The 23,744-nt window shown below is 57.5% G+C and carries 20 protein-coding genes; 4 read left to right on the top strand and 16 right to left on the bottom strand.

Annotation, left to right across the window (positions count from 1 at the left end):
• Nucleotides 1-14: 14 nt before the first annotated feature.
• Both HALTITAN_RS00835 and HALTITAN_RS00840 read right to left on the bottom strand, forming a co-directional pair.
• A complete protein-coding gene (locus tag HALTITAN_RS00835; protein WP_039857373.1) occupies nt 15-656 on the bottom strand; it encodes an amino acid ABC transporter permease in 642 nt (213 codons plus the stop codon).
• 65 nt (nt 657-721) lie between these two features.
• Nucleotides 722-1,579: a transporter substrate-binding domain-containing protein gene (locus HALTITAN_RS00840; protein ID WP_009285958.1), complete on the bottom strand. Its 858-nt coding sequence runs from the start codon at nt 1,577-1,579 to the stop codon at nt 722-724.
• Nucleotides 1,580-1,880: 301 nt separating this feature from the next.
• On the opposite strand from HALTITAN_RS00840, the gene pdxR reads away from it, so the two are divergent.
• Complete coding sequence (pdxR, locus tag HALTITAN_RS00845; protein ID WP_039857911.1) at nt 1,881-3,383, top strand: MocR-like pyridoxine biosynthesis transcription factor PdxR; 1,503 nt, start codon at nt 1,881-1,883, stop codon at nt 3,381-3,383.
• A 21-nt stretch (nt 3,384-3,404) separates the two neighbouring features.
• Here the strand turns inward: pdxR and HALTITAN_RS00850 are convergent, their stop codons facing one another.
• Nucleotides 3,405-4,751: an aspartate aminotransferase family protein gene (locus HALTITAN_RS00850; RefSeq protein WP_217920541.1), complete on the bottom strand. Its 1,347-nt coding sequence runs from the start codon at nt 4,749-4,751 to the stop codon at nt 3,405-3,407.
• Between the two features lie 223 nt (nt 4,752-4,974).
• On the opposite strand from HALTITAN_RS00850, the gene HALTITAN_RS00855 reads away from it, so the two are divergent.
• Nucleotides 4,975-5,736 (top strand): SDR family NAD(P)-dependent oxidoreductase, encoded by a 762-nt coding sequence (locus tag HALTITAN_RS00855; protein ID WP_022521639.1) that lies wholly within the window; start codon nt 4,975-4,977, stop codon nt 5,734-5,736.
• Between the two features lie 129 nt (nt 5,737-5,865).
• Here HALTITAN_RS00855 and HALTITAN_RS00860 read toward each other — a convergent pair whose 3' ends face one another.
• On the bottom strand, nt 5,866-8,973 hold the full coding sequence (locus tag HALTITAN_RS00860; protein ID WP_009285961.1) for an efflux RND transporter permease subunit: 3,108 nt from the start codon (nt 8,971-8,973) through the stop codon (nt 5,866-5,868).
• Nucleotides 8,960-10,120, bottom strand: a complete 1,161-nt coding sequence (locus tag HALTITAN_RS00865; RefSeq protein WP_009285962.1) for an efflux RND transporter periplasmic adaptor subunit — start codon at nt 10,118-10,120, stop codon at nt 8,960-8,962. The genes HALTITAN_RS00860 and HALTITAN_RS00865 overlap by 14 nt, the downstream gene beginning before the upstream one ends.
• A gap of 100 nt (nt 10,121-10,220) precedes the next feature.
• On the opposite strand from HALTITAN_RS00865, the gene HALTITAN_RS00870 reads away from it, so the two are divergent.
• A complete protein-coding gene (locus HALTITAN_RS00870; RefSeq protein WP_039857375.1) occupies nt 10,221-10,889 on the top strand; it encodes a TetR/AcrR family transcriptional regulator in 669 nt (222 codons plus the stop codon).
• A gap of 13 nt (nt 10,890-10,902) precedes the next feature.
• Here HALTITAN_RS00870 and HALTITAN_RS00875 read toward each other — a convergent pair whose 3' ends face one another.
• From HALTITAN_RS00875 to ltnD, 10 genes are all read right to left on the bottom strand, one after another.
• On the bottom strand, nt 10,903-11,775 hold the full coding sequence (locus tag HALTITAN_RS00875; protein WP_039857376.1) for an NAD(P)-dependent oxidoreductase: 873 nt from the start codon (nt 11,773-11,775) through the stop codon (nt 10,903-10,905).
• A 28-nt stretch (nt 11,776-11,803) separates the two neighbouring features.
• The gene (locus tag HALTITAN_RS00880; protein WP_051051765.1) at nt 11,804-13,261 is read right to left on the bottom strand and encodes an aldehyde dehydrogenase family protein; all 1,458 of its coding nucleotides are present in this window, start codon (nt 13,259-13,261) and stop codon (nt 11,804-11,806) included.
• 63 nt (nt 13,262-13,324) lie between these two features.
• Entirely contained in the window at nt 13,325-14,602 is a 1,278-nt protein-coding gene (locus tag HALTITAN_RS00885; RefSeq protein ID WP_009285963.1) for a TRAP transporter large permease, read from the bottom strand.
• Entirely contained in the window at nt 14,599-15,162 is a 564-nt protein-coding gene (locus HALTITAN_RS00890; RefSeq protein WP_009285964.1) for a TRAP transporter small permease, read from the bottom strand. Before HALTITAN_RS00890 ends, HALTITAN_RS00885 begins: the two co-directional genes overlap by 4 nt.
• Nucleotides 15,163-15,222: 60 nt before the next feature.
• Complete coding sequence (locus HALTITAN_RS00895; RefSeq protein WP_051051768.1) at nt 15,223-16,242, bottom strand: TRAP transporter substrate-binding protein; 1,020 nt, start codon at nt 16,240-16,242, stop codon at nt 15,223-15,225.
• A gap of 104 nt (nt 16,243-16,346) precedes the next feature.
• Nucleotides 16,347-17,309 (bottom strand): D-erythronate dehydrogenase, encoded by a 963-nt coding sequence (gene denD / locus HALTITAN_RS00900; protein WP_039857379.1) that lies wholly within the window; start codon nt 17,307-17,309, stop codon nt 16,347-16,349.
• Nucleotides 17,310-17,372: 63 nt separating this feature from the next.
• Nucleotides 17,373-18,170 (bottom strand): 2-oxo-tetronate isomerase, encoded by a 798-nt coding sequence (gene otnI / locus HALTITAN_RS00905; RefSeq protein WP_009285966.1) that lies wholly within the window; start codon nt 18,168-18,170, stop codon nt 17,373-17,375.
• A 28-nt stretch (nt 18,171-18,198) separates the two neighbouring features.
• Nucleotides 18,199-18,858, bottom strand: a complete 660-nt coding sequence (gene otnC, locus HALTITAN_RS00910; RefSeq protein ID WP_027957118.1) for a 3-oxo-tetronate 4-phosphate decarboxylase — start codon at nt 18,856-18,858, stop codon at nt 18,199-18,201.
• A complete protein-coding gene (gene otnK, locus HALTITAN_RS00915; protein ID WP_009285967.1) occupies nt 18,855-20,153 on the bottom strand; it encodes a 3-oxo-tetronate kinase in 1,299 nt (432 codons plus the stop codon). Before otnK ends, otnC begins: the two co-directional genes overlap by 4 nt.
• A gap of 1 nt (nt 20,154) precedes the next feature.
• Nucleotides 20,155-21,090 carry an L-threonate dehydrogenase gene (gene ltnD / locus HALTITAN_RS00920; protein ID WP_009285968.1) on the bottom strand — a complete coding sequence of 312 codons (936 nt, stop codon included), beginning with the start codon at nt 21,088-21,090 and terminating at the stop codon, nt 20,155-20,157.
• A gap of 182 nt (nt 21,091-21,272) precedes the next feature.
• Here ltnD and HALTITAN_RS00925 point away from each other — a divergent pair, with 182 nt between their 5' ends.
• Entirely contained in the window at nt 21,273-22,322 is a 1,050-nt protein-coding gene (locus tag HALTITAN_RS00925; protein WP_027957121.1) for a LacI family DNA-binding transcriptional regulator, read from the top strand.
• 13 nt (nt 22,323-22,335) lie between these two features.
• Here the strand turns inward: HALTITAN_RS00925 and HALTITAN_RS00930 are convergent, their stop codons facing one another.
• Nucleotides 22,336-23,736, bottom strand: coding sequence for an amidase (locus HALTITAN_RS00930; RefSeq protein WP_009285970.1), 1,401 nt, complete (start codon nt 23,734-23,736; stop codon nt 22,336-22,338).
• Nucleotides 23,737-23,744 lie beyond the last annotated feature (8 nt).

The following is a 23,744-nucleotide window of genomic DNA, read 5'->3' on the forward strand; positions in this document are numbered from 1 at the left end:
CCTTAATGGCCAAGTTAGACGGCCAACCGGCTGGCTTTGCGCTCAGCCAGACGTTGAAGCCAGACAAGCAGGCTGATGATCAGCATGTACAGCACCGCGGCCGCTAAAATTGGCGGCAAAGGGTCATAGGTGACCGCCGAAATACGGTTGGTCACGCGGGTCAGGTCGACGACTCCGATGACCGCAATGGCCGGGCTGCCTTTAATCAGAAACGACATCTCATTCACCAAGCCCGGCAGGCTGGTAATGGTGATTTGCGGCAGCATAATACGGCGGAAATAGACCCACGGTGTCATACCGATGGCCAGGGCCGCTTCACGCTGCTCTTTGGAGAAGTTGTTAAAGGCAGAGCGCCAGATTTCAGCGTTAAAAGCAGTGGTATTGAGGGTTAACGCGATAATACCGGCCACATTGCGGTTGAGGTTAACGCCCATGGTCGGCGCGGTTAAGAAGATAAACAGCACCAGCGTCACCAGCGGCGTTGCCCGCGCCAAGCTAATGTAGACGCCTAGCAATTGATGCAAAACGGGAATTTTGGCCACCCTAAGCAATGCAATCAAAAGCCCCATTACCACACCGATGGCAATGGAGATGCCGGATATCCAAAGCGTTGTCCAGGCGCCCTGGATGAGAAGCCCCCATGCGCTACTGTCCATGCTCACCCCCTAATTCGCGATAAGAAAACCGCCGCCCAGGCTGGGCGGCAGGCGAATGTGATGGCTTACATACCGGCCATTTCGTGGAACTCTTCCACTGAGGTGATAGGGGTTGTCGGCAGGTCATCAAAGGACTCGCCAAACCACTTTTCCTGCAGCTCGGCCAGGCGGCCAGAATCACGCAGGTGGCTCATAAAGTCGGTGATATAGGCCAGCAGTTGTGGGCTGTCTTTAGGCATCGGCCAGGCAACATAGCCAGGACCGGAGACCGCTTGACCGGCTTCAAATACGTCAGGGCGTTCACTGATCAGGTCATTAACCGGCACGATGGAGTTAATCACGTAATCGACACGACCGTTGGCCAGGTCAGCGTAGATTTCTGGATAGGCCTCATACTGCATTACGTCGCCCAGCTCGCCACCACTCTCTTCCAGCATGACCTCCAACTCTGGCAGGCGCGATAGCAGTGCACTGCCCGCCTGAACACCCAGCGTCATACCACTTAAGTCTTCAATGCTGTTGATACGGTCATCACCTGCCCGCTTAATGTAAAAGTGCTGTGCCGATGCAAACGGCGGCGCGTAGTTAAACACCCGCAGGCGTTCGTCGGTCACCGACGCGCCGGTAAGTGCCATGTCGTATTGGCCCGATGAAACCGAGGCCAAAAGCCCCGTCCAAGGCAAAATATCCTGGCGGATCTCGAAGTCAGCGTACTCCTCCAGTTCAATCAATATATCTTTGATAAAGCCATCGGGGTCGCTGCCACTCATAAAGTTAAACGGCGCGTAGTTATCTTCGGTGGCCACGCTCATATAGCCACGGCTCTCTATTTCATCTAAATCCGCAGCGGAAACGGTCAGTGACGCACTTAAAGCAAGCGCGCCGATGCTTATTGCGGAGGCTAAGGCAGCTATTTTTTTCATCGTCTGATATCCCCTAGGTTTTCAAAAATACGCTTTTAAAAAATAGGTTTTAGAAAAAGCAGTCAAAACATCGCTCGCCTTTGCGTTTGCAGTGGGTCTGCAAACAGTTGGGCGATATGCAGAAGCTGACTTCACCCTAGATTTTTATCCTCTCTGCGATTAGAGCCAGTTAGCGCAAATTAAAAGGACAGTTACCGATAGCCGCTGCCGACAACAGAACTGGCACGAAAGATGCTTTTGTTTAAGGAGAGATGCTTGAGTGAATGGGCTAGACGGCCAGGGTTTTGAAGAGGAGATGTGCATGACATCGCTGTGTCTTGAGGTCGACCCTAACGCTGGCGCCTGCCTGCAAGAACAATTACGCAAAACGCTGTTAGAAGCGATTCGTATGGGCAGTTTACCCAGCGAGGATGCGCTGCCCTCCTGCCGCAAGCTTTCGCAACAGCTGGGTATTTCGCGTAATACGGTGGCGATTGTTTACGAAAAGCTGGTCGAGGATGGCTATTTAATAAGTCGCCCCCGTAGCGGCTACTATTTACACCCTGATTATAACGACCCTCAATCAACGCTTAATTCATCACTAACAGCGTTAACCGAAACCAATAACGGCACAATAAGCGCACCAAACTGGCACAAACGCATTGCTCAGCGCCCTACTAACTACCAAGGCATTCTCAAACCCGGTAATTGGTCGGAATATGCCTACCCGTTTATTTACGGCCAGTTAGATACGCGACTTTTTCCGTTAGCCCAGTGGCGAGATGTTTCTCGGCGCTTATTGAGTTCGCAACGCGATAAACCCTGGCTGCGCGATCGTATTGACCAGGACGACCCGCTCCTGATTGAGCAATTGCGCAAACGTATTTTGCCGCGCCGGGGAATTTTTGCTCGCTCAGAAGAGATTCTGATCACCATGGGAACGCAAAATGCACTCTATCTGATCGCGCAACTGCTCTGCCATCGGGGCACTCGCGTGGCGCTAGAATCTCCCGGTTACCGCGAAGCAATGAATGTGTTTGCCCAGCGCGGTGCCTGCCTGCAGTTGCAAACCGTGGATACGGAAGGCATGCGTCTTGAGGGGTCTCAGCAGTGTGACTATCTGTACGTCATGCCCAGTCATCAGGTGCCCACAGGTGTGACCATGAGCCGCGAGAGGCGCGAAGCTCTACTGGCCCAGCTACCCCATCACGACCAAATCGTGATTGAGGATGACTACGACGCCGAGATTCATGGCGACCAGTTCGCACTGCCAGCCCTCAAAGCCAGCGCGCAGAGCGCCCGAATTATCTACATGGGCAGCTTATCCAAGGCGCTCTCGCCTGGTCTGCGCATGGGTTATGTCGTGGCCGATGCCGAGGTGATCGACGAGCTGCGAGCGCTGCGCCGTATGATGTACCGTCACCCACCCGCCGCGTTACAGCACCAGCTGGCACAGTTTATTTCTCAAGGCTATTACGAGCGCTACCTCAAACTGCATGTGGAGGAGATCGACCGGCGGCGCGACACGATGCGGCTCGCTATTGATCAGGCATTGCCCGGCTGCCTCAGCCACAGCAGCAGTCGTTCCAGCGCCTTCTGGATGGAAGCGGATGCGGGCATCGACACTCAGCGGCTAGCCTGGCATGCCGCCCAGCGGGGTGTGCTCATTGAACCCGGCTTCCAGCACTTCTTCGATGCCGCCCCGCCGCGGCGCTTTTTCCGGCTAGGGTTTGGCGCCATCGAGAGGGAGCGTATCGACCCAGGCATACAGCGCCTGGGCCTCGCCTACGATAACGCCCTGAGTACTTTAACAACGGGCACTTAAAACGGGCATTTAAAAACCAATCTAGCGTGATGCCGTACAGTTTTTCAACACGCGATCCAAGATGGCTAAACCCTCCTCTACTTCAGCGGCCGTTACGATACACGGCGGAACCACATGGATGCGGTTCTCAACGGTAAAGACCAGCAGTCCGTTTTCCATTAATTGCTGCTTGAGTTGCAACACTGCCGCCCCTGGCAGTGGTGTTTTGTAAACCGGGTCGCTGACGAGCTCTAAAGCGTGAAACACTCCAACGCCCCGCCAATCTCCAATGATGGCGTATCGCTCGGCAAGCTGTTGCAACCCTGCGGCTAACGGGCCATTACCCACCGCGTCAGCGTTTTTAACCACGCCCTCTGCTTCCATCGCATCCAGGGTCGCGACTATCGCCGCCATTGCCAGCGGGTGGCCGGAATACGTCAGACCGCCGACAAAGAAGTGGTCATCGAAATAGCGTGAGATGGATTCAGAGATAATCACGCCCCCGGCAGGCACATAGCCCGAGTTCACCCCTTTGGCGAAGACGATTAAGTCCGGCGCCATGTCGTAGTGTTCAAAAGCGAACCAGCGCCCTGTGCGACCAAAGCCAGCCATCACTTCATCTAGAATCAGTACAATACCGAACTCATCGGCGAGTTTTCTAACACCCTGAAGATACGCCTTCGGAGGTAACAGTACGCCAGCCGTACCGGGAATGGTTTCCAGCAGGATGGCCGCGACCGCATTAGCACCTTCGCACTCAATTACCCGGCGCAGGTGTTGCAACGCCCGCTCACACTCCTCCTCTTCATTGCGCGCCCAAAACTCACTGCGATAAAGGTAAGGGTTGAAGAAGTGCACATGGCCGCTGGCATACTCATTGGGCACCCGCCGCCAATCACCGGTGGCAGCAATCGCTGAACCGGTGTTGCCGTGATAGGAGCGGTAGGCGGATAGTATTTTGCTTCGCCCGGTATAAAGACGCGCCATACGAATGGCATTTTCATTGGCATCCGCGCCCGCATTGGTGAAAAACACCTTACTAAACCCAGCGGGCGCTTTGGCGATAATGCGCTTGGCCGCTTCGCCCCTAGCCAAGTTGGCATGGGCGGGGGCAATGGTACATAGGCTCGCGGCCTGGGCTTGAATCGCGCTCACCACTTTGGGGTGCTGATGGCCGATATTGGTATTGACTAACTGGCTACTAAAATCCAGATACGAGCGCCCCACATAGTCCCATACGCGACACCCTTCAGCCCCTGCAATCACCATGGGGTCTAAACTGCCTTGCTGTGCCCAGGAGTGGAACACATACTGGCGATCTAAGGTGTGTACATAAGTATTATCCACACCGCTTTCGGGTGGATGTGAAGCGGCAATATTGGTATTCATAGCAAGCACCTTAAGTAATCCGTTAAGAAATAGCGTGCTTGCCAGCCTAGTGAGTCAACCGTTTAGGCTGTAGGGCCAGTCGTTACATACCAGAGGGACAGACGAGTGATGTCACAGTAACGGGCACGAACTGGCTCTAAAGGCTTGAACCAGCGTTGCTTACAGTGATGTCAGAACTCGCCCCATCGCCTTTTAATCATTTAAATAACGTGGAGAGATTGCAATGCCTAGCGTACTTATTACCGGAGCGACGTCAGGGTTTGGTAAAGCGGCTGCCCAGCGCTTTGCCAAAGCGGGCTGGTCATTGATTTTAACCGGGCGACGCGTAGAGCGCCTCAAAGCACTTGAAGAGGAGCTTTCCAAGCAGGTTCCCGTGCTAACGCTGGCGCTGGATGTCCGCGATAGTGACGCGGTGACTGACGCCATTAGCAACTTACCGGAAACGTTTCTGCCGCTGACGTGTTTAATCAATAATGCGGGGTTAGCCCTGGCACCGGAACCGGCGCAAAAGGTGGCGCTGGAGGATTGGCACACCATGATCGACACCAATATCACGGGGTTGGTCAATGTGACACACGCGGCGCTGCCGCTGCTGCTGAAAACCGGTAAAGGCGCGAGTATTCTCAATCTCGGTTCCGTAGCGGGACAGTGGCCCTATCCAGGCGGGCATGTGTATGGCGCGTCGAAAGCCTTTGTTCAGCAGTTCAGCTACAACCTACGCTGCGATCTGTTAGGTACTGGCGTGCGAGTCACTGACCTGGCGCCCGGCATGGCAGAAACCGAGTTCACGCTGGTCAGAACTAAAGGCGACCAGGCCGCTTCGGATGCACTTTACCGGGGTACGACGCCACTTCAAGCAGAAGATATCGCCGAGCAGCTTTACTACTTGGCCACGCTGCCCGCCCATATCAACATCAATCGCTTGGAAATTATGACCGTTCGTCAGGCATGGTCAGCGTTTGCGGTTGATCGCGACCCGGCTTAAGCCTGCTGCGCCGATTTTAATAGGCCACCCGTTGAAACGCGATACCGCCCTTGCTCTTTGACTAGATAAAGGGCGTTATCCACTCGCTTCATTACGCTTTTGACCGATTGTTGATACATTCTATTTTACTCATCCTTGTAAAATAGTCGTGCGGTCATGAGGCTCAACGTCAGCCGATCTCGATACCCACAGCCGATAAAGCGCAGGGGTAAAGAAAAACGACACTAGCGTCGCTAAGAGCAGTCCAAAACCAACGGTTTGCGCGAATGGTGGCCATAGCCCACCGGTAGCCAACATCAGCGGAATTAAGCCTGCAAAGGTAGTGACCGTGGTCGAAACAATATGCCGACTGGTGGGGCCACTGATCACCGCCAGCATGGCATCGATATCGCCTCGGCGGGCGGCTTCATCGTCATCAAAGGCAGCAATAATGATAATAGTGGCATTAATCGCTACCCCTACCAGCCCCATAATGCCGACGATAATCACAAAGCCAAACGCATGCCCGCTTAGTAGCAGCGCCACAATGCCCATGCCCATCGCCTGGGCGCCGGCAATAAACACGATGGCGGCCCGCCGAAAGGAGTTAAATGCCAATACCACGGTGGCCACCATGGCTATGACCAGCAGCACCACCGAGGCAAGCAACTTGCCCACGGCATCATCTCGCTCGGCGGCTTCACCACCGGTTTCGATTCGGTAACCAGGGGGCAATTGAAACGCCCCCGACGCCAACGCTGCCTGAAGCTTGGCATCCAACTGAGCCATGGAGACCGCCGGAAGAGCGTCGGCCACCAGGTACCCTTGTACCAACTGCATCCGTTCAGCGTTACGGCGGGTAATCACGCTCCAGGCAGGCGTGAGTGACACCTCTGCCACCGCCGCCAGTGGCAGTCCCTCAGCTACTTGATCGCTGACCAGGCGCAGCGCCGCCAGCTGTTCGGCGTTAGTGCGCCACTCATCGGCGTAGCGCACCCGCACCGGTAGTTGCTGGGTGTCCTCCAGCAACATGCCTGCCGATTGCCCCGAGAGCGCGGCCCCTACTTGTTCCGCTAGCCGCTGCGGCGCTAGCCCCGCATCACTCAGTGCGGTGTGGTCGATATCCAGGGTTAACCTGGGCAAATCACGCTGCATGCCAGCGCGCACATGGGTCACCTGAGGCAGTTGATGCATTAAGCCCGCTAGCTCAAGTCCCAGCGATGACAGCACTGATAGATCATCACCATAGACACGTAGCTCAATCGGGGCTTTAAACGGCGGCCCCTGCTCATACTTGCGCACTACGCTTTGGGCCTGGGGGAAATGCCGATCAAGCGCCTGCTGTAAGGCGGGCACCCGTTCATTAGTGATTTGTAAAGACGCTGTGTCCACGATTAGGTGCAAAAATGCCGGGTTGTGATCCTCATTGGTAAGCACGTTGTAGTACATCATTGGTGCGCTTTCACCGACAAACGCCGAGACGCGGGTGATGCCCGGCAGCTCACGAATCATGGCATCGACTTCATGGGCCAGTGCTTCGGTGTTGGCCATACTGCTGGCGGGGGGCAGGCGCACCTCGATGTGAAACTGGTCGCGGTCTGCGGGAGGAAAAAACGCCACGTCCAGCGTGGGCATCAACGCCATGCCACCCACGGGCACACACAGGGTGATGATCATGGCGGCCCAGGGGTGACGCAGCGCGCTGCGTACCGTACGGCGGAAGCCGCGCTTGAGCATCCCACTGACGCCGTTATTTCGAGGCGTTGGAGGTTTATCAGCGACCCTGGCTAACAGCATGGGTGACAGCGCAGGCACCAGCAGCAGCGAAACCAGATAAGAACTTACCAGTGCGACCATCACCGCCATGGCCAGGGGCCCCACGAACTCCCCCGCAGGGCCTGGCATCAACACAATCGGCATAAACGCCAATATGGTGGTTAAGGTGCTGGCCAGCAGCGGCACCGCTAAGTGGCGTAATGTGTCCCGGGTAGCGGCAAGCGCTGAATCACCTTTCAAAAAGCGCTCGCGCAGGGCGTTGGTCATCACAATGGCATTGTCGACCATCAGCCCCAGCGCCACGATAATACCGGTAATGCTCATCTGGTGAATATCGATACCCAGCGGCTTGAAGAACGCCAGGGTGAGCAGAGCCGTGGCGGGGATCGCCAACCCCACCGTCACCGCCGAGCGCCAGCCCATGGTGATGAACAGGATCGCTACCACCAGCGCTAACCCCATCAGCAGACTGCCAGCCACGTCACTTAAACGCTGGTTGGTGTAACTGGCCTGTTCGAAAACCTCTTCAACCGCGATACCGACAGGCAGCTCATCGGCGAACACCGCCAACTGCTCTTGTGCTTTTTCCACCCAGCTATCAATTCGCTGGCCGGGCGCCATGCGTGCGCCGACATACACCGCTCGTTCGCCGTTAAGCAGTGCCACTGCGGCGGGCGGGTCTTGCACGCCCCGGCGTAGCTCAGCCAACTCGCCAAGTCTTACGGTGTGCCCCTGCCGAGTCGTCACTTCTATCTCGCGTAGCCTATCGAGCGCATCAAACTCACCGCTTAGCCCCACTGTCAGCCGGTGGCCGTCGGTGACCACTTCACCAGCGGTACGTCGTCCATCGCTTGCCTCAATAGTGGCCGCTAATTGCCCGACGGAGAGCCCCAAGGCGTTCAGTTCAAGCGGGTTAACCCTCACCTCAACCTGCTCCCCCGCCACGCCAAAGCGGTGGGTATACTCTGTGCCAGGGACGTTTCTAAACGCTGCTTCCAAACGCTCGGCGTAGCGCTCCATCAGTTGGGGATTGGGCGGGGTATCCAGTGTCCAGCGCAATGCGGCCACGATGCTAAATGCGTAGCCCCGATCATCCAGCAGTTCCGGCGTTTGCACGCCGTCAGGCAGGGTAGGGGCGACATCGGCCAGCTTGTCGCGCACGCGGCTCCACACCGGCGTTACATTGGTCACGGCATCCTCAAGCTCAAGGCTAATCACCGCAATGCCCTGGCGTGAGGTGGATTCCAGCACGTTAATCTCAGCGATGGTGCGTAGCTCATCCTCAATGGGACGCGCCACTAAAGCTTCGACCTGCTCGGGGGTGGCGCCAGGAAAAGGCGCAAGCACGGTGGCCATGCGCGCCACCAAATGGGGGTCTTCCGCGCGTGGCAGCGTTTGAATGGCCGACAGCCCGGCGACAACGAGAAGGCCCAGGGCTAGCGCTAACAGTCGACGGTTAAATAACCACTCAAGGCGCTTCATAGGCCACTTCCTCGCTTAGCGTGACCTGCTGACCTGGCGTTACACGGTGGGTGCCACCGGTAATCAGCCGCATGCCCGACGCCAGCGTGCCGCGTACAAAGGCCTGGTCTCCTTCGCTATGCAATAGCTCCACGCTGGCCTGGGCCACACGGTAGTGATCGTTCTCTAACGGCTCGGCCACCAATACGTTCCACAGGCCACGGTCGGCGGCTTGCAGGGAATCCAACGGCACCCAGTATCCGTTTGCGGGCTCTGTGATCTTGTAGCGCAGCTCTGCCAGATCGCCGGGCACGGCATGGTCTGGGGTTTCCAGCGACACCACCAGCGTCTGGGTGCGACTGTCGCTATCAACCTGGGGGAGCCGAGCACGTACCTTACCGCTGACTTCCTCACCATTCACCATCAGCTCAACGGCTTCACCTGGCGTAAACGTCGCGGCCAGCGCTGCGGGTAGGCCAAGATGCGCTTCTAACTGCTCGACATCGATAAGATCGAAAGCGGTAGTGCCGCTACTCACCAAGCTGCCGACACTGACATGGCGCTCGATCACTCGTCCGCCGAAGGGCGCTTTTAACGTGCTGTCATCCAAATCGGCGGTAAGGCTATCGCGCTCGGCTGCCAGCGCCGCCAGGCGAGCCTGGAGGGTCAGTCGATCTGTCCGGGCCTGATCCAGCGCCGTGCGGCTGGCAAAGTTATTCTGGTTTAGCTGCGCTTCACGCTCCTCCTGGCGCTGAGCCAGGGCGAGGCTGGCACGGGCTTCTTCACTGCGTGCAGCTACCTCTGCTAAGCGGCTTTCCAATCGACGGGTATCCAGCGTGGCAAGCACATCCCCCTGTTCAACAGCATCGCCTCTGTCTGCTGACACAGCACTGACCCGCCCCGCGGGTTCGAACGCCAGCGATACCGACTGGCGCGCCACCACACGTCCGGTTAAGCGCACATCGCGTTGCAGTTGCTCGGCTTGCTCCAGGGCCTTGGTCGACACCTGTAACAGGGCGTTATCAGCGCCTTGCTGGCGGGTCTGTTGAGCACTGCTGTGCTGACTGGAGAGAGAAAACACCGTCGCCAGTGTGCCACCTACCATCAACAGCGCCGCCAGCGTGCCGCGAAACCGGTGGTTCCAGGAAGTTTTTAGAGGAGTGCCCATGTTCGCCTCGAAATGGTTTATTCTTGAACGATACCGTTCACTATAATATTTGTACGCTCACGTTCAATATTTATTTACTCAATAGCCCGGATTGCACCGAATGACAGAGCCCCAACATACATCGCCTGAACCAAAGCGCCGCGCTGGACGACCCAAGGATATGGCTAAACGGGATGCCATGATGGATGCGGCGACGTGTCTGTTTTTTCGCCACGGTTTAGAGGGGGTAACGATGGAAGCCGTTGCCCGGGAAGCGGGGGTTTCCAAAGTCACAGTCTACGGCCACTTTGTGACCAAAGAGGCACTGTTTGGCAGTGTGATACGTCGCGAAACCGAAATCATCCGCAGGGGATTAGATAAACTGCCCGACACCCACGAGGGGGTTCGCCAATCATTGATCGAAGTCGGCATGAGCTTAGTGCACTTTTTGTTGGAACCCCATGTCTTGGCGGTTGAGCGGGTGATGAACACTCAGGGAGAGCAGCACCCTGAGCTGCTACAGGCTTTTTTTGAGGCAGGCCCTTGGGCCACTAAGCAGTGGCTGCAGGAGAAATTGGAGGGACTAGCCCAAACCGGGCATTTAACGCTTGGCACACCCACGCTTGCCGCCAGCCACCTGTGCAGTATGTGGCAAGGCATGTTGGTCACAGAAGTCCGCATGGGCGTTCGCCACCTCCCCAGCGATGAAGAGCTGCATCATCAGGTCAGTAGCGCCGTGGATGTGTTTTTGGCGGCGTATGGGACGCCCTGTAGAGATAATAACGGTTGAGTCACCCTCTACCTTAACGCTGCTCAAGCACACCGATTAGTGCGGGTATTGGCAGGCTTTGATCCTCTACCGATTTATACAGGTTGCGGACGGCTTCAGCGATACCTCCCTCCACGGCAAGGTCTTCGGTCATCGTGTGGTAATAACCAAGATCCTTGCTGGCATTGGCAACGCTAAACTTAAAGCCTGAAGGGTCATTATCAGCGATATAGGGGCGCAGCCGCTCGAGTACTACCCCACCGCCACCACCTGCGCCAAGCACTTCAAGCAAGGCGGTATCGCTGATGCCTGCTTTACGTGAAGCGACAGTGGCCTCCGCCAATACCGCAGAAAACCCAAGCGAAACAAAATTATGCAGCAGTTTAAGGGTATGCCCCGCGCCCACATCGCCCGCATGGGCAATATTTTCGGCAAAGCCCTGCAGCAGAGGCAGCGTTTCATCGAACAGTGCCTTCGGCGCACCGACAATCAAGTTGAGCCGCCCTTCAGCCGCTTCTTTGGGGGTGCGCGTCATGGCGGCATCCATAAAGCGCCCGCCAGCCTCTGTGACTCTGGCAGCGACCTTTTCTGTTGAACTGGGCAGCGCAGTGGAGCAATCCACCACGACACAACCGGGCTTTAACCCCGCTAATACGCCGTCGGGTTCAAACAACACGGCTTCTACTTGAGGCGAGCCGGTGACGCATAAAATCACCACCTCAGCACTCTGGGCCACCTCTCGTCCTGTATTCAACGCGATGGCACCGGCTGCCAATAGCTCATCTACTGGCTGGTTACCGGAGTGGTTCAGAAAACTGACCTGATGGCCTGCGCGTAGCAGGCTACTCGCAATCCCATGGCCCATCAGGCCCACGCCGACGATGCCTACTTGGCTGACTGATGTCATTGTTATCACCTTAAAGCTGGTTCGTCCGTTAATGTTTAATCGCGATAGTTTTAATCTGAGTGTAGCTTCGCAGGCCCTCAAAGCCTTTTTCCCGACCGTGCCCGGAACGGCCAACACCACCAAATGGTAGCTCTACACCACCGGCGGCCCCGTAGTTGTTGATGAATACCTGGCCGCTACGAATCCCTTTGGCCAAACGGAGCTGACGGCCACCATCGCGCGTCCAAATACCGGCACAGAGTCCAAAATCGGTGGCATTAGCCAGCGCCAGAGCTTCCGCTTCGTCCTCAAACACCTGCACCACCAGCACTGGGCCAAACAGCTCTTCTTGAAGCACTTCATGCCCTTCGGGAATATCGGTGAGTAGTTGAGGCACTACGAAGTGGCCGCCGCTTGGCGCGCTTGCCGCTAACTGACCTTTTGCTGCCACGCGAATACCGTCGGCTTCGGCGGCCGCCAAGCGCGCTTCCAGCTTGGCTTTTTGACGCGCATTGATCAGTGGGCCGCAGTCAGCGTCCGCTTCGCCGGCATCACAGCGCAAAGCAGAGAAGCGCTCACAGAGATTAGCAACCACGCTCTCAGCGATCTCCCGCTGCACCAGCAAACGGCTGCCTGCGGAGCAGGTCTGCCCGGCATTCTGAATAATGCCGCGCACCACCGCAGGAAGCGCGGCATCAAGATCCGCATCAGCAAACACTAATTGGGGAGACTTACCGCCAAGTTCCAGGGTGACGGGTACATGGTGCTGCGCGGCCGCCTGGGCGACATGGGTGCCGGTCTCTGGCGAGCCGGTAAAGGAGAGATGATCAATGTTTGGGTGGGCAGCAAGGGCAGCGCCCGCTTCAGCACCAAGCCCTGGCACCACGTTGAGTGCACCCGCCGGAAGGCCATGATCCACTGCCAGTTGCGCTAAACGCAGTACGCTTAAACAGGCATCCTCCGCGGGCTTGAGCACAACGGTATTACCCGCGGCCAGCGCCGCCGCTACGCAGCGCCCGAAGATCTGCGATGGGTAGTTCCAGGGAATAATTTGCGCACACACGCCGTAGGGCTCACGCAGGGTCATGACCGCGAAGTCGGTCTCAAAGGGGATGGTTTCACCGTGAAGCTTGTCCGCCGCACCGCCATAGAAGCGAAAGTAGCGTGCGCAGGCACCAATATCGCCCCTGGCTTGAGTCATAGGCTTCCCGGTATCAGCACACTCAAGCTGTGCCAGTTGCTCGTGATGCGCCTCGATAATGTTTGCAAAGCGTAGCAACCATTCGCTGCGCTGCCGGGCAGACCAACTCGCCCACTCGCCCAATTGGCCGGAAAACGCCTGGTGTGCCGACTTAACGGCTGCCTTTACGTCACCCTCCTGGCTACGTGCTATACGTGCCAAAGGCTCACACGAAGCTGGTGCTTCTACTTGTAAGGTAGTGGCCGTATCAACCCACTCACCACCAATCAGCGCCTGCTGAGGCGGTAACACTAATGCATCTTGCATATCGCACTCCTTTAATTGTCATTGTTCGGGTAATGCTAAAAAGCGACAGGATTCAGTAAAAAATTAACCGTAAAAAGCAGTCACCAGCCCCATGGAAATCCACGGCATATAGGTAATCGCCATTAGGCAGGCCAATACCACCAGCACAAAGCGCACCAGCCATGGCAGCATTTGATCGATCGAGATTTTGGCAACCGCACAGGCAGCAAAGAGGTTTACGCCGAGCGGCGGCGTAATCATGCCAAGCGCCAGATTAACCACCATCACCAGCCCAAAATGGACGGGGTGGATGCCAAACTGCATTGCAATCGGGGTCAATATCGGTGCCAACACCAGAATAGCGGCGGAAGTTTCGATAAACATGCCGACAACCAACAGCAATGCATTGACCACCAGCAAAAACATCAGAGGATCATTGATGGTGCTGGTGACCAGAGTGGCAATTTGCGCGGGCAGCCCCGTTCGGCTTAGCAGAAAGCTGAAGAGCGAGGCGGCGGCAATAATCAGCATGACAGCAGCTGTTGAGACAACGCTCTGGCGCATAATCGGCCACAGGTCATCGACCTTCAGTTCACGGTAGTAGAAACCGCCCACGATCAGGGCAAAAAATACCGCCACGGCGGAGGCTTCAGTCGGGGTAAATATCCCGCCATAGATACCGCCAATCACGACCACCGGCATCAGCATAGCCACCCAGGCACGCTTTACCGAGATCATAAAGCCGGTGCTGTCTTTATAGTCGTCCTTGCCGTAACCGCGCACCTTGCAGAACAGGTAGAGAAAGAGTATCAGCGCGCTGCCAATCAATATGCCGGGGCCAATGCCGGCGAGGAACAGCTGCCCAATGGACGTATCGGTGCTCACGCCATAAAGAATGAGAGGAATCGACGGGGGTATAAGCACGCCCAGCTCAGCGGATGACGCCTGAATGGAGGCAGCCAAGGGCTTAGGGTAGCCATGTTTTACCATCGCCGGAATCAGGATGGCGCCAATCGCGAAGGTGGTGGCCACACTGGAGCCTGACACCGCCGCAAACATCATGCAGGTCAGTACGCAGGACATGGCCAAGCCACCCTGCACCTTCCCCACGATAGATTTGGCTAAGTCCACCAAGCGCTGGGAGATGCCCCCTGCGGCCATCAAATTCCCGGCAAGAATAAAAAATGGGATCGCCATGAGCGGGAATTTATCAATACCGATAAACATCTGCTGCGGCACCAGCAACAGTGGCAAGCGAGTAAAGAATTCGATGCCGATAATTGACGCCAGGATAATCGAAATCGCGATCGGCACGCCGAAGGTGAATAGAATGATCAGCGACAGGCCAATAACCATATTCATGACTGCGCCCCTCCTTTAGGGAGATGGCCATCTTCAACCAACGCCTTCTCAGGAGTAATTTCGCTATTCTCCGGCCCTACCTTTTCACGTCCACTGAGCTGCGCTAAAAGCCGAGCCGCAACAGCCACAATGGCAAAACTTGAACCCGTGGGAATCGCCGCATAGGCCCACGACATCGAAATATTCATTCCCGACATGGTTTGATTGCTCACCCGCATCGTCATTTGGATGCCGTAATGGATCAGCACCCCAAGCACCAGCAGGCAGCACACCACAATGAGCACCTCTAAAAGAGTGAGAAAACGCGCAGGTACCACTTTATAAACGACCTCCACCGCCATCATGTAACCGCCCCGAAAGGTGGCGGCAGCGGCCATAAATACGCACCAGATCATGGCAGCGCGGGAGGCGACTTCCGTCCAGGTAGAAGGGGCGTTAAACACAAAGCGGGTGAGCACCTGATAAAAGCTGAGGGTTACCGATATCGCCAGCATGACCACTGCAATCAGCATTGCAAGCCGGGTTAACTGATGCTCAAAACGAAGAAATACCGCTAGCATAAGAGATCACCATGCCAAAGCGGCCTCCGGCTACGCCGAAGGCCGGGGAGGAAGAAGCGCTCAGCAACTGCTGGCTTTGTCCTGAATGCGCTCCAGCATTTCGGTGCCGTACTCAGAAGTAAATATCTCATAGGCGGGCTGAACCGCTTCCTGGAAAGGAGCAACATCAATGTCGGTCTTTACCGTCATACCATTCTCTTCCAGCAGCGCCACGCCTTCACGCTCTAGCCGCGAGACCTCTTCACGGGTTGCTTCAGCAGATGCGACAGCGGCTTCCCTAAACCAGCCACGCTCTTCGTCACTTAAGCCATCTAGCAGAATCGGCGACCCCAGCACGATGGCCGGCGAATAGACGTGCCCGGTTAGCGATAGGTAGTCCTGCACTTCCCAGAAGTTGGTGGCGACGATGACCGTAATCGGGTTCTCCTGACCATCGACGGTACCCTGCTGAAGTGCCGTGAACAGTTCCGGGAAGGCCATCGGTGTTGGCCGAGCACCCATCTGGCGGAAAGCCTCCTGATGCACCTCGTTCTCCATGGTGCGAACGCGCAGGCCCTCGGCATCTGCTGGTGTAGCGATTTCTCGCTGGCTATTGGTCAGGTGACGGAAGCCATTTTCTGTCCAAGCCAGGCCGACCAAATCGTGATCAGCCATTTTTTCCAGTAGCTCGTCGCCAAGCTCACTATCCAGCACGCAGCGCGCCTGGTCGTAGTTTTCGAACAGGAACGGCAGGTCGAGCACATAGGTTTCGGGAACGAAGTTACCTAGCGGGCCGGTGGAGGTAATCACCACATCGACGGTGCCAATTTGCAAACCTTCGATCATCTCCCGCTCGCCGCCCAGCGACCCTGAGGTGTGCTCGGTTACCGTGAACTCGCCATCAGACAAACGCTCCAGCGCCTCTTTAAAGGCATCTGCACCCACTGAGTAGTGGGAGCTGTCAGAAAGGGTGTGCCCCAGGTTCACTTCCGTAGCCGCATGGGCTTGTAGTGCAATACCGACGGTTGCAATACCGCTAATCGCCGCCACCAGGGCATGGCGTGTAATTGTGGGTGTCTTTGTAGAGTGTTGCTTAGTCATTGAAGTGCCCTCTTTATGTTGTTGTGAGGGTGGAGTGCGGAGCGACACACGCTATTGGTAGCGTCGCCCCAGGCTTTTGCCTACCTCGGGTGGCAGGCCGGAACTCACGACGGTTCAGTAACGAACGCATCAATAATCTGTTTAAAGTTGTCGTCGCCCACAAAACCAAGCTGCTTGGCTTTCGCGGTGTCAAAACGCGCAGGCCAGCTCGCCACAATGGCTTCAATGCGCGGGTCAGGCTCATGGCGTACCAGCGAAAGCGCTTTCTCGCCGGCCACATCGCGCAATGCTGCCAGCATATCGGCCACCGTGACGGTAATGCCGGGTAGCATAAAGGCACGAAAAGGGGCCAGGGCTTCGCTCGGTACTTCCGCACCATGGATCAGCGCCGCCACCACTCTGCCCGGTGACATCACAAACATCGGCAGCTCGGTAGGCACCGGGCAAACCGCCTTTTCGCCTTTGAGCGTCTCGCGTAGGATGCTGGAAGCGAAGCTGGAGGCCGCAGCATTAGGGCGGCCGGGGCGAATCACGATCGTCGGCAGGCGCAGCACTAGCCCATCAATGAGCCCACGGCGGCTGTAATCGTTGATGAGCAGCTCGCACATGGCTTTTTGTGCACCGTAGGAGTTTTGCGGATGGAGTGCCGTCATATCATCCAGTACCTCCGGCAACTCACCGCCATAAGCCGCCACGGAGCTGGCCATAATCAAGCGAGTATCGGATAGCTCCTGCTCCTGGCAGCCTTCCAGCAGCGCCCGCGTGGCATCGAAATTAACCCGCATGCCAAGTTCCAAATCGGCTTCTGCGGCGGAGCTTACCACCGCCGCCAGGTGGTAGATCACATCGGGTCGCTGCTCTAACACGCTATCCAGCGCGCCAGGTTGGGTAATATCCAGCGCCACTGATGTCACCGCAACGCTCCCCGCTGCGGGCTGCGGCGCTTCCACTTGGTCAAGGAGCGTTAACCGGGTAATCGGTTGCTGGCGAAGCTCACCACGCTCAAGCAGTTGCTTGACTAAACGCTGGCCGAGAAACCCGGCAGCACCGGTAATGGCAATATGCATCGTGAGGATCCTGTTGTGGTGTTGTTATTGTTCATTCAGTTGGGGCAGATTAGTGAGTGCCGATCAGTGGGTGGTTAGGCCCCACGCCTCGCCCCACCCCAGCCCCGTGCGAGTGTCGGCCTTAGGCCGATACTCGCAGCCGATCCAGCCGCTATAGCCCAGCGCGCTTAAGCGCTCGAAGATGGCCGGGTAATGCACCTCCCCCACATCCGGCTCGTGGCGCCCAGGTACGCCTGCGACTTGAATATGCCCGATGGCGCTGAACTGGCGTTCAAGGTGGCGAATCAGGTCGCCGTCCATAATTTGGCAGTGGTAGAGATCAAACTGTTGCTTTAGATTTTCTGCCCCTACTTCTTCCAATACCGCCATGGCCTGGGCCTGGCGAGCGAGAAAAAAGCCGGGCATATCGCGCGTATTAATCGGCTCGATCAGTATCTCTCGACCAACCTTGGCCGCTTCACTCGCAGCAAAGCGCAGATTGCGGATATAGGTGGCGTGGTGTTCAGCCTGGGTCGCGGCATCGGCATCTTCCGGGAGCAGCCCCGCCATGGCATGCACCCGAGGGCAGTTGAGCGCCTCGGCGTAACGTAGCCCTTCAATCACCGAGTCACGAAACTCCCCTTCTCGACCCGGCAGGCTCGCCAAGCCCCGCTCACCTGCATCCCAATCGCCTGGCGGCAGATTAAACAGCACTTGCTCCAGTTGGTGCTTGTTCAGCGCATCGCTTAACTCATCGGCGGCATAGGCGTACGGGAACAGGTACTCAACGCCTTTAAAGCCCGCCTTCGCAGCAGCGGCAAAGCGATCCATAAAGGCGTGCTCGTTAAACAGCATGCTGAGGTTGGCGGCTAATCGAATCATCGTGGTGCTCTTGTTGTTAAGTACGTCGTTAATCCCGTGGAAAGCGCGCTTCCAGCTCCGCCACCTGTTCCGGCGTTAGCCCTCGCGGGTTTTCACCCCGTAGTAGTAGGTAGAGCTTGGCGGTTTCTTCCAATTCTTCGGTGGCGTAGATCGCTGCCTCGAGGTTTTTACCCGCCACCACCGGGCCGTGGTTGGCCAGCAATACCGCGCTGTGTTTGCCCGCTAACCCCCGCACTGCATCGCCCAGTTTGGGGTCGCCAGGAATGTGATACGGCACCAGCGGCAGTTTCCCCACCCGCATCACGTAGTAGGCAGTGAGTGGTGGTATGCAGTCGCAGGGATCTACTCCCGGCAGGCAAGAGACCGCCACCGAGTGAGTGGAGTGCAGGTGCACAATCGCGCCGGACTGCGGGCGCTCCTCGTACATCGCCATATGCAAAAACTGCTCCTTGGTAGGCTTATCGCCACTCAGCAGTTGGCCGCTGTTATCCAGATGGGAGATCCGCGCAGGATCCAGCCGCCCCAAGCAGGCGTTGGTGGGTGTCATCAGCCAGCCGCCATCGTCTAGCCGTACGCTGATATTGCCGCTGGAGCCCATGGTCAGGCCGCGGTCAAACAGCGACTTGCCCAGGGTGCTGATCTGCTCCCGCAAACTGTTTTGGGGATGGCGATGCAAGTGGATGCTCATACCAGCACCTCAAACGCCCGGGTAAAGAAGTCGACGCCACCAAAGTTGCCGGACTTCAGCGCCAACGACAGCGGCGCTTCGCGACCCGCCATTGGGGCTTGCGTCCAGGGCACGCCGGGGTCGATCTGCTCACCAATGCGCAGGGTGGTAATACCCAGCGCCGAGACCACCGCGCCGGAGGTTTCGCCCCCGGCGACCAGCAACCGGCCCACGCCTTCGTTAACCAGCGTCACTGCCAGTTGGCTCAATGCTTTTTCCACTAACGCCCCCGCATGCGCAACTCCAAGGGCTTGCTGGGCGGCGTTAACCTTTTCAGTATCAGCCGAGGCATAGAGCAGTACCGGCGCCTCTTGAGATAAGCGCTTGCGGGCAAAGGCCAGCGCCTGCTCCTGCTGTTGTCCTTCTTCGGCCAACGCCAAGGGATCCAGGGCGAAGCCACCATCAGGGTACTTGGCCAGAAAATCCGCTACTTGTGCCAGCGTGGCCCGGGAGCAACTACCGGAGAGCACCAGCGCTCCGCCCGAGGCAGGCGATAAACGCCCCGGCTCATTGATCGTGTCTAGCCAACCCTGGGCGCGGTACTGGGCGGGCAACGCCTGCCCTAGCCCTGAACCGCCGGTAACCAAGGGCAGTAAAACCGTCGCTTCGGCAAGTACGTCCAGATCCTGCTCATCCAGGGAATCACAGATCACATGGCGAACGCCTTGTGCTTCCAGCGCAGATAAATGAGCACGGGTTGCCGTTGATCCTTGGTCAAGCACCGCCCGGTTGGCTAAGCCCACAGGATGCGGCGTTTGGCGGGAGAGCACTCGCACGAGATCTGCGTCCTGCATGGGGTTCAGTGGGTGGTGCTGCATACCGCTGTCGTTGAGTAAGCGATCACCCACGAACAAATGGCCCTGATAGACCGTACGGCCGTTAATCGGGAAGGCGGGCACCATCACCGTCTGGTACGCGTCCAGGGCTTCCAGCAGCGCATCCGCCACCGGGCCGATATTGCCCTGTTCAGTGGAGTCAAAGGTGGAGCAGTACTTGAAGAACAGCTGCCGGGCGCCCTGCTGGCGAAGCCACTCAAGGGCAGCCAGTGAGTCCGCCACGGCTTCGTCTACTGGGCAGGAACGCGATTTCAGCGCCACGACCACTGCATCGATATCAGTGAGGTCAACCTCTTGCTGGGGCACGCCAATCACCTGCAGGCAGCGCATACCGCCGCGCACCAGGTTATTGGCAAGGTCGGTCGCCCCAGTGAAATCATCGGCAATGGCGCCCAGTACGATGCTCGCTCCCATCCCCATTTTATTCGGCTCCCTGGGCGTCGTTGGCAGCTTCTGGCAACGCGATGCCCGATAACCGCTGGTAGACTTTAATCACTGCCGAGTCATCTTCGCGACCAAAACCTGCACCGCTGGCAGCGGTAAACTGCTGCAGAGCGCTGGACGCTACCGGTGTTGCCAATGCCAGCTCGCGGCCGGTTTGATGCACAATGTTGAGATCTTTGACGAAGATATCCACCGCCGAAAGCGGCGTGTAGTCACCACTCAGGATATGCGGCACGCGGTTTTCGAACATCCAGGAGTTGCCCGCCGAGTGGGTAATGACGTCATATATCACCTCTGGGTCGAGCCCCATGCGAATGCCCAGCGCCATGGCCTCAGCAGCGGTGGCGATATGCACACCTGCCAGCAGTTGATTGACCAGTTTCATACTTGAGCCAACGCCAGGCGCATCGCCAAGGCGATAAACCTTGGCAGCCATGGCGTTTAGCACCGCTTCGGCGTAGGTAAATGCCTCCGTTGCCCCGGATGCCATTACCGATAGTTCACCACTTTTGGCTTTAGCAGCACCGCCGCTAATCGGCGCATCCAGCAGCAGCAAGCCCTCTGCCGCCACACGCTCACCAAGCTGTTTGGCCTGACTGGGCGCCACCGTGGCGCACTGTATGATCAGACTGTCTCGAGCCAAGTGGCTTACCACACCCTGCTCACCGAACAGCACTTGCTCAACCTGCGCCCCGTTAACGACAACCACCAACACGATATGGCAGTGAGCAAGCTCGGCAGGAGTGGCTACGCTTTGCCCCCCTGCTGCCACGAAGGCATCGCGTGCCCCAGCGGAAATATCACACCCGGTCACATTAAAGCCCTGCTTGAGCATAGCGGTGGCCGTACCCATGCCCATGGCGCCCAGGCCAATAAGACCTACTTGAAGTGATTGCTTATCGTGTTGGCTCACCTAACGGCACCTCTTTGTTGTTGAGACGGTGGTTGAGACTGTTACTGAGAACGTTGTTGTGTTTGTTGCTATCGTCGCGGTGCAATTAGAAGCTAAATGGTAGCGCTGTCATGATAGCGCTACCATTCGTTTTAGATTATTGTTGGCGTTACGACAAGCTGAAAATCAGGGACGTGCGACCAATGTCTAAAGACTCGCCCAACGCTGCCTCTCCCAGCCCTGCTAGGCAGCGCCGAAGCTCCGACCAAGTCACGCTCAGCCAAGTGGCGCAAGCGGCAGGGGTATCACCGATTACCGCATCTCGAGCACTGAACAACCCTGATAAGGTCAGCGATAGTGCACGCCTGAGTGTTCTACAAGCCGTAGAGAAACTGGGCTACGTACCCAACTTGGTAGCCGGTAGTCTGGCCTCCTCCCGCTCGCGGCTGATTGCCGTGATCGTGCCGTCACTGATCAATAGCGTGTTTGTGGAAGTCATCAAGGGGCTGCAGGAGACGCTGGAAGCCGAGGGCTACCAGATACTGCTAGGTAACACCGACTACGATCTAGACCGCGAGTATCAGTTGGTACGTACTTTTCTGGGCTGGTCATGCTCTGCACTGGTCACCGCTGGGCTGCGCCATAACAAGGCGTGTCATACGTTGCTGGCGAACTGGGATCACCCCATTATGGAGGTGATGGAGCTGGGCAAAGGCATGGATCTTAACGTTGGCCTGGATCACGTGGCGGCAGGCCGCTGCATGGCCGGCCATCTTATCGAAAAAGGCTACCGCCAGATTGTTTATGTAGGCGCCCGGCTCTCGCAGGATTATCGCGCCAGCATGCGTTACGAAGGCCATAAAGCGGTACTAAAGGAGAAAGGAATCGACGCCCCACTACTGGAACTAGATACCCTGGGCAGCCTACAGGCGGGCGCTGAAGGACTGGCCCAAGTGCTCGCGCAATACCCTCATACCCAAGCCATTCACTTTGCCAACGACGACCTGGCGGCAGGCGCCCTGCTGGCGGCTCAACGTCAAGGGCTAAGCGTGCCAGGGGATATCGCCATTGCCGGGTTTAACGGCCTGCCCCTTGGTCAGCATGTAACCCCTCAGCTCACTACCATTCTTTCACCCAGAGAAGAGATGGGCCGCTTAGCCGCCAAAGAACTCATTCGCCGACTAAGCGGCAAGAACGTCTACCGCCGCCAGCACGATGTGGGCTTTACGCTCCAAACCGGCGGGAGTACTTAGGCTACCTCAGCGCTCATATCGCTGGCGGTTGACCAAGAATCTCCAAGCCTGATCCCAGCTCGTTTTCAATTGCCTGACCGATTGCCAGCAGGCTGGCGTCTTGCCACGGCCCCGCCAGCACTTGCAGGCCAACGGGCATACCGGCAGCGTCTTTCCCAACCGGCAGCGTTAAGGCACACAGGCCTAGGAAATTAGCGATCACGGTGTTGCGCAGAGCATGCATGTTGGCTTTGGGATAGGCGCCTTCTGGCTCGAGACTTTCGATAGTGGGCGGGGTAATCGCTACCGTGGGAGTAAGGACTGCATCTACATCGGCCATGCGAGCGGCAGCAGAGGCGGCAAGCGAGTCCAGCACCGTGCGACGACGCACATACTCCCAGGCAGGCATGTCATCTGCCGCTTTAACGCGGGCGGCGACGTTAGGATCCAGGGAGTCAATCATCTCGGGTAGCTCGGTGTTTAGAAACGCTGCCAATTCCGGCGCAGCCACACCGCCCAGCTTGAAGAGTTCGTACGCTTCGTCGATGCCGGGCAACTCGAGGGTCACTATTCGCGCCCCGGCGGCTTCCAGCTGCTTAATGGCACCGCGTACGGTTTCCGCGATACCTGGACTGCAGTCGTCCCAGAAAAACGTTTCTGGTACTCCAAAGGTCAACCCGGCAAGCGTCGGTGTTGCTGGCATTCGATCATCCTGACCGCTAAGGCCGCCATCCAACGCATCGAACGCAAAGGCAAGGTCATCTACCCGACGCGCCAGTAACCCTGGGGTATCCAGCGTGCTTGAAAGCGGTACGATCTGCTCGGTCGACCAGCGCCCGGCGGTGGTTTTCAGGCCGACTACGCCGGTCATTGAGGCGGGAATACGCACTGAACCGGCGGTATCGGTGCCTAATGCCAAACTTGCCGTACCGCCCACCAGTGAAACACCCGCCCCGGAGCTTGAGCCGCCAGGCGTGCGGTGCTGATGTGCATCCCAGGGGTTGCGTGGTGCTCCCCAATGGGCATTGGTGCCCAAGCCGCCAAAGGCAAACTCAACGGAGTGGGTTTTACCCATCACAGAAGGCAGCTGTTTCAATAGCGTGCTCACCACCGGGCCGGGACGCTCCCAGCGCTTCGGCAGGCGTTGAGAAGAGCCCGCATAGGTGGGTAGCCCGGTCACGGCGTAGATATCCTTGATCGATACCGCCATGCCCATTAGCGCCCCCGCATCACCACCCTGGGCGAGCACCGCATCGGCAGCTTTTGCCATTGCCAGTGCCTGCTCACCGTTCCAGGTGAGGTAGGCTTGGTCGTGTTTGCCGCGCTGCTGATAAGCAGCGATTGCCGCTTCGGCCAGCGCGGTAGCGGTCAGCGTGCCCGCCCGCAGCCGCTCGCGCTGCTCACGCAACGGTAGAAAAATGGGTGAATCCTGCATGCTTTACG

This window comes from Vreelandella titanicae BH1 (genome assembly GCF_000336575.1).
In the GTDB taxonomy this organism is placed as follows: Bacteria; Pseudomonadota; Gammaproteobacteria; order Pseudomonadales; family Halomonadaceae; genus Vreelandella; species Vreelandella titanicae.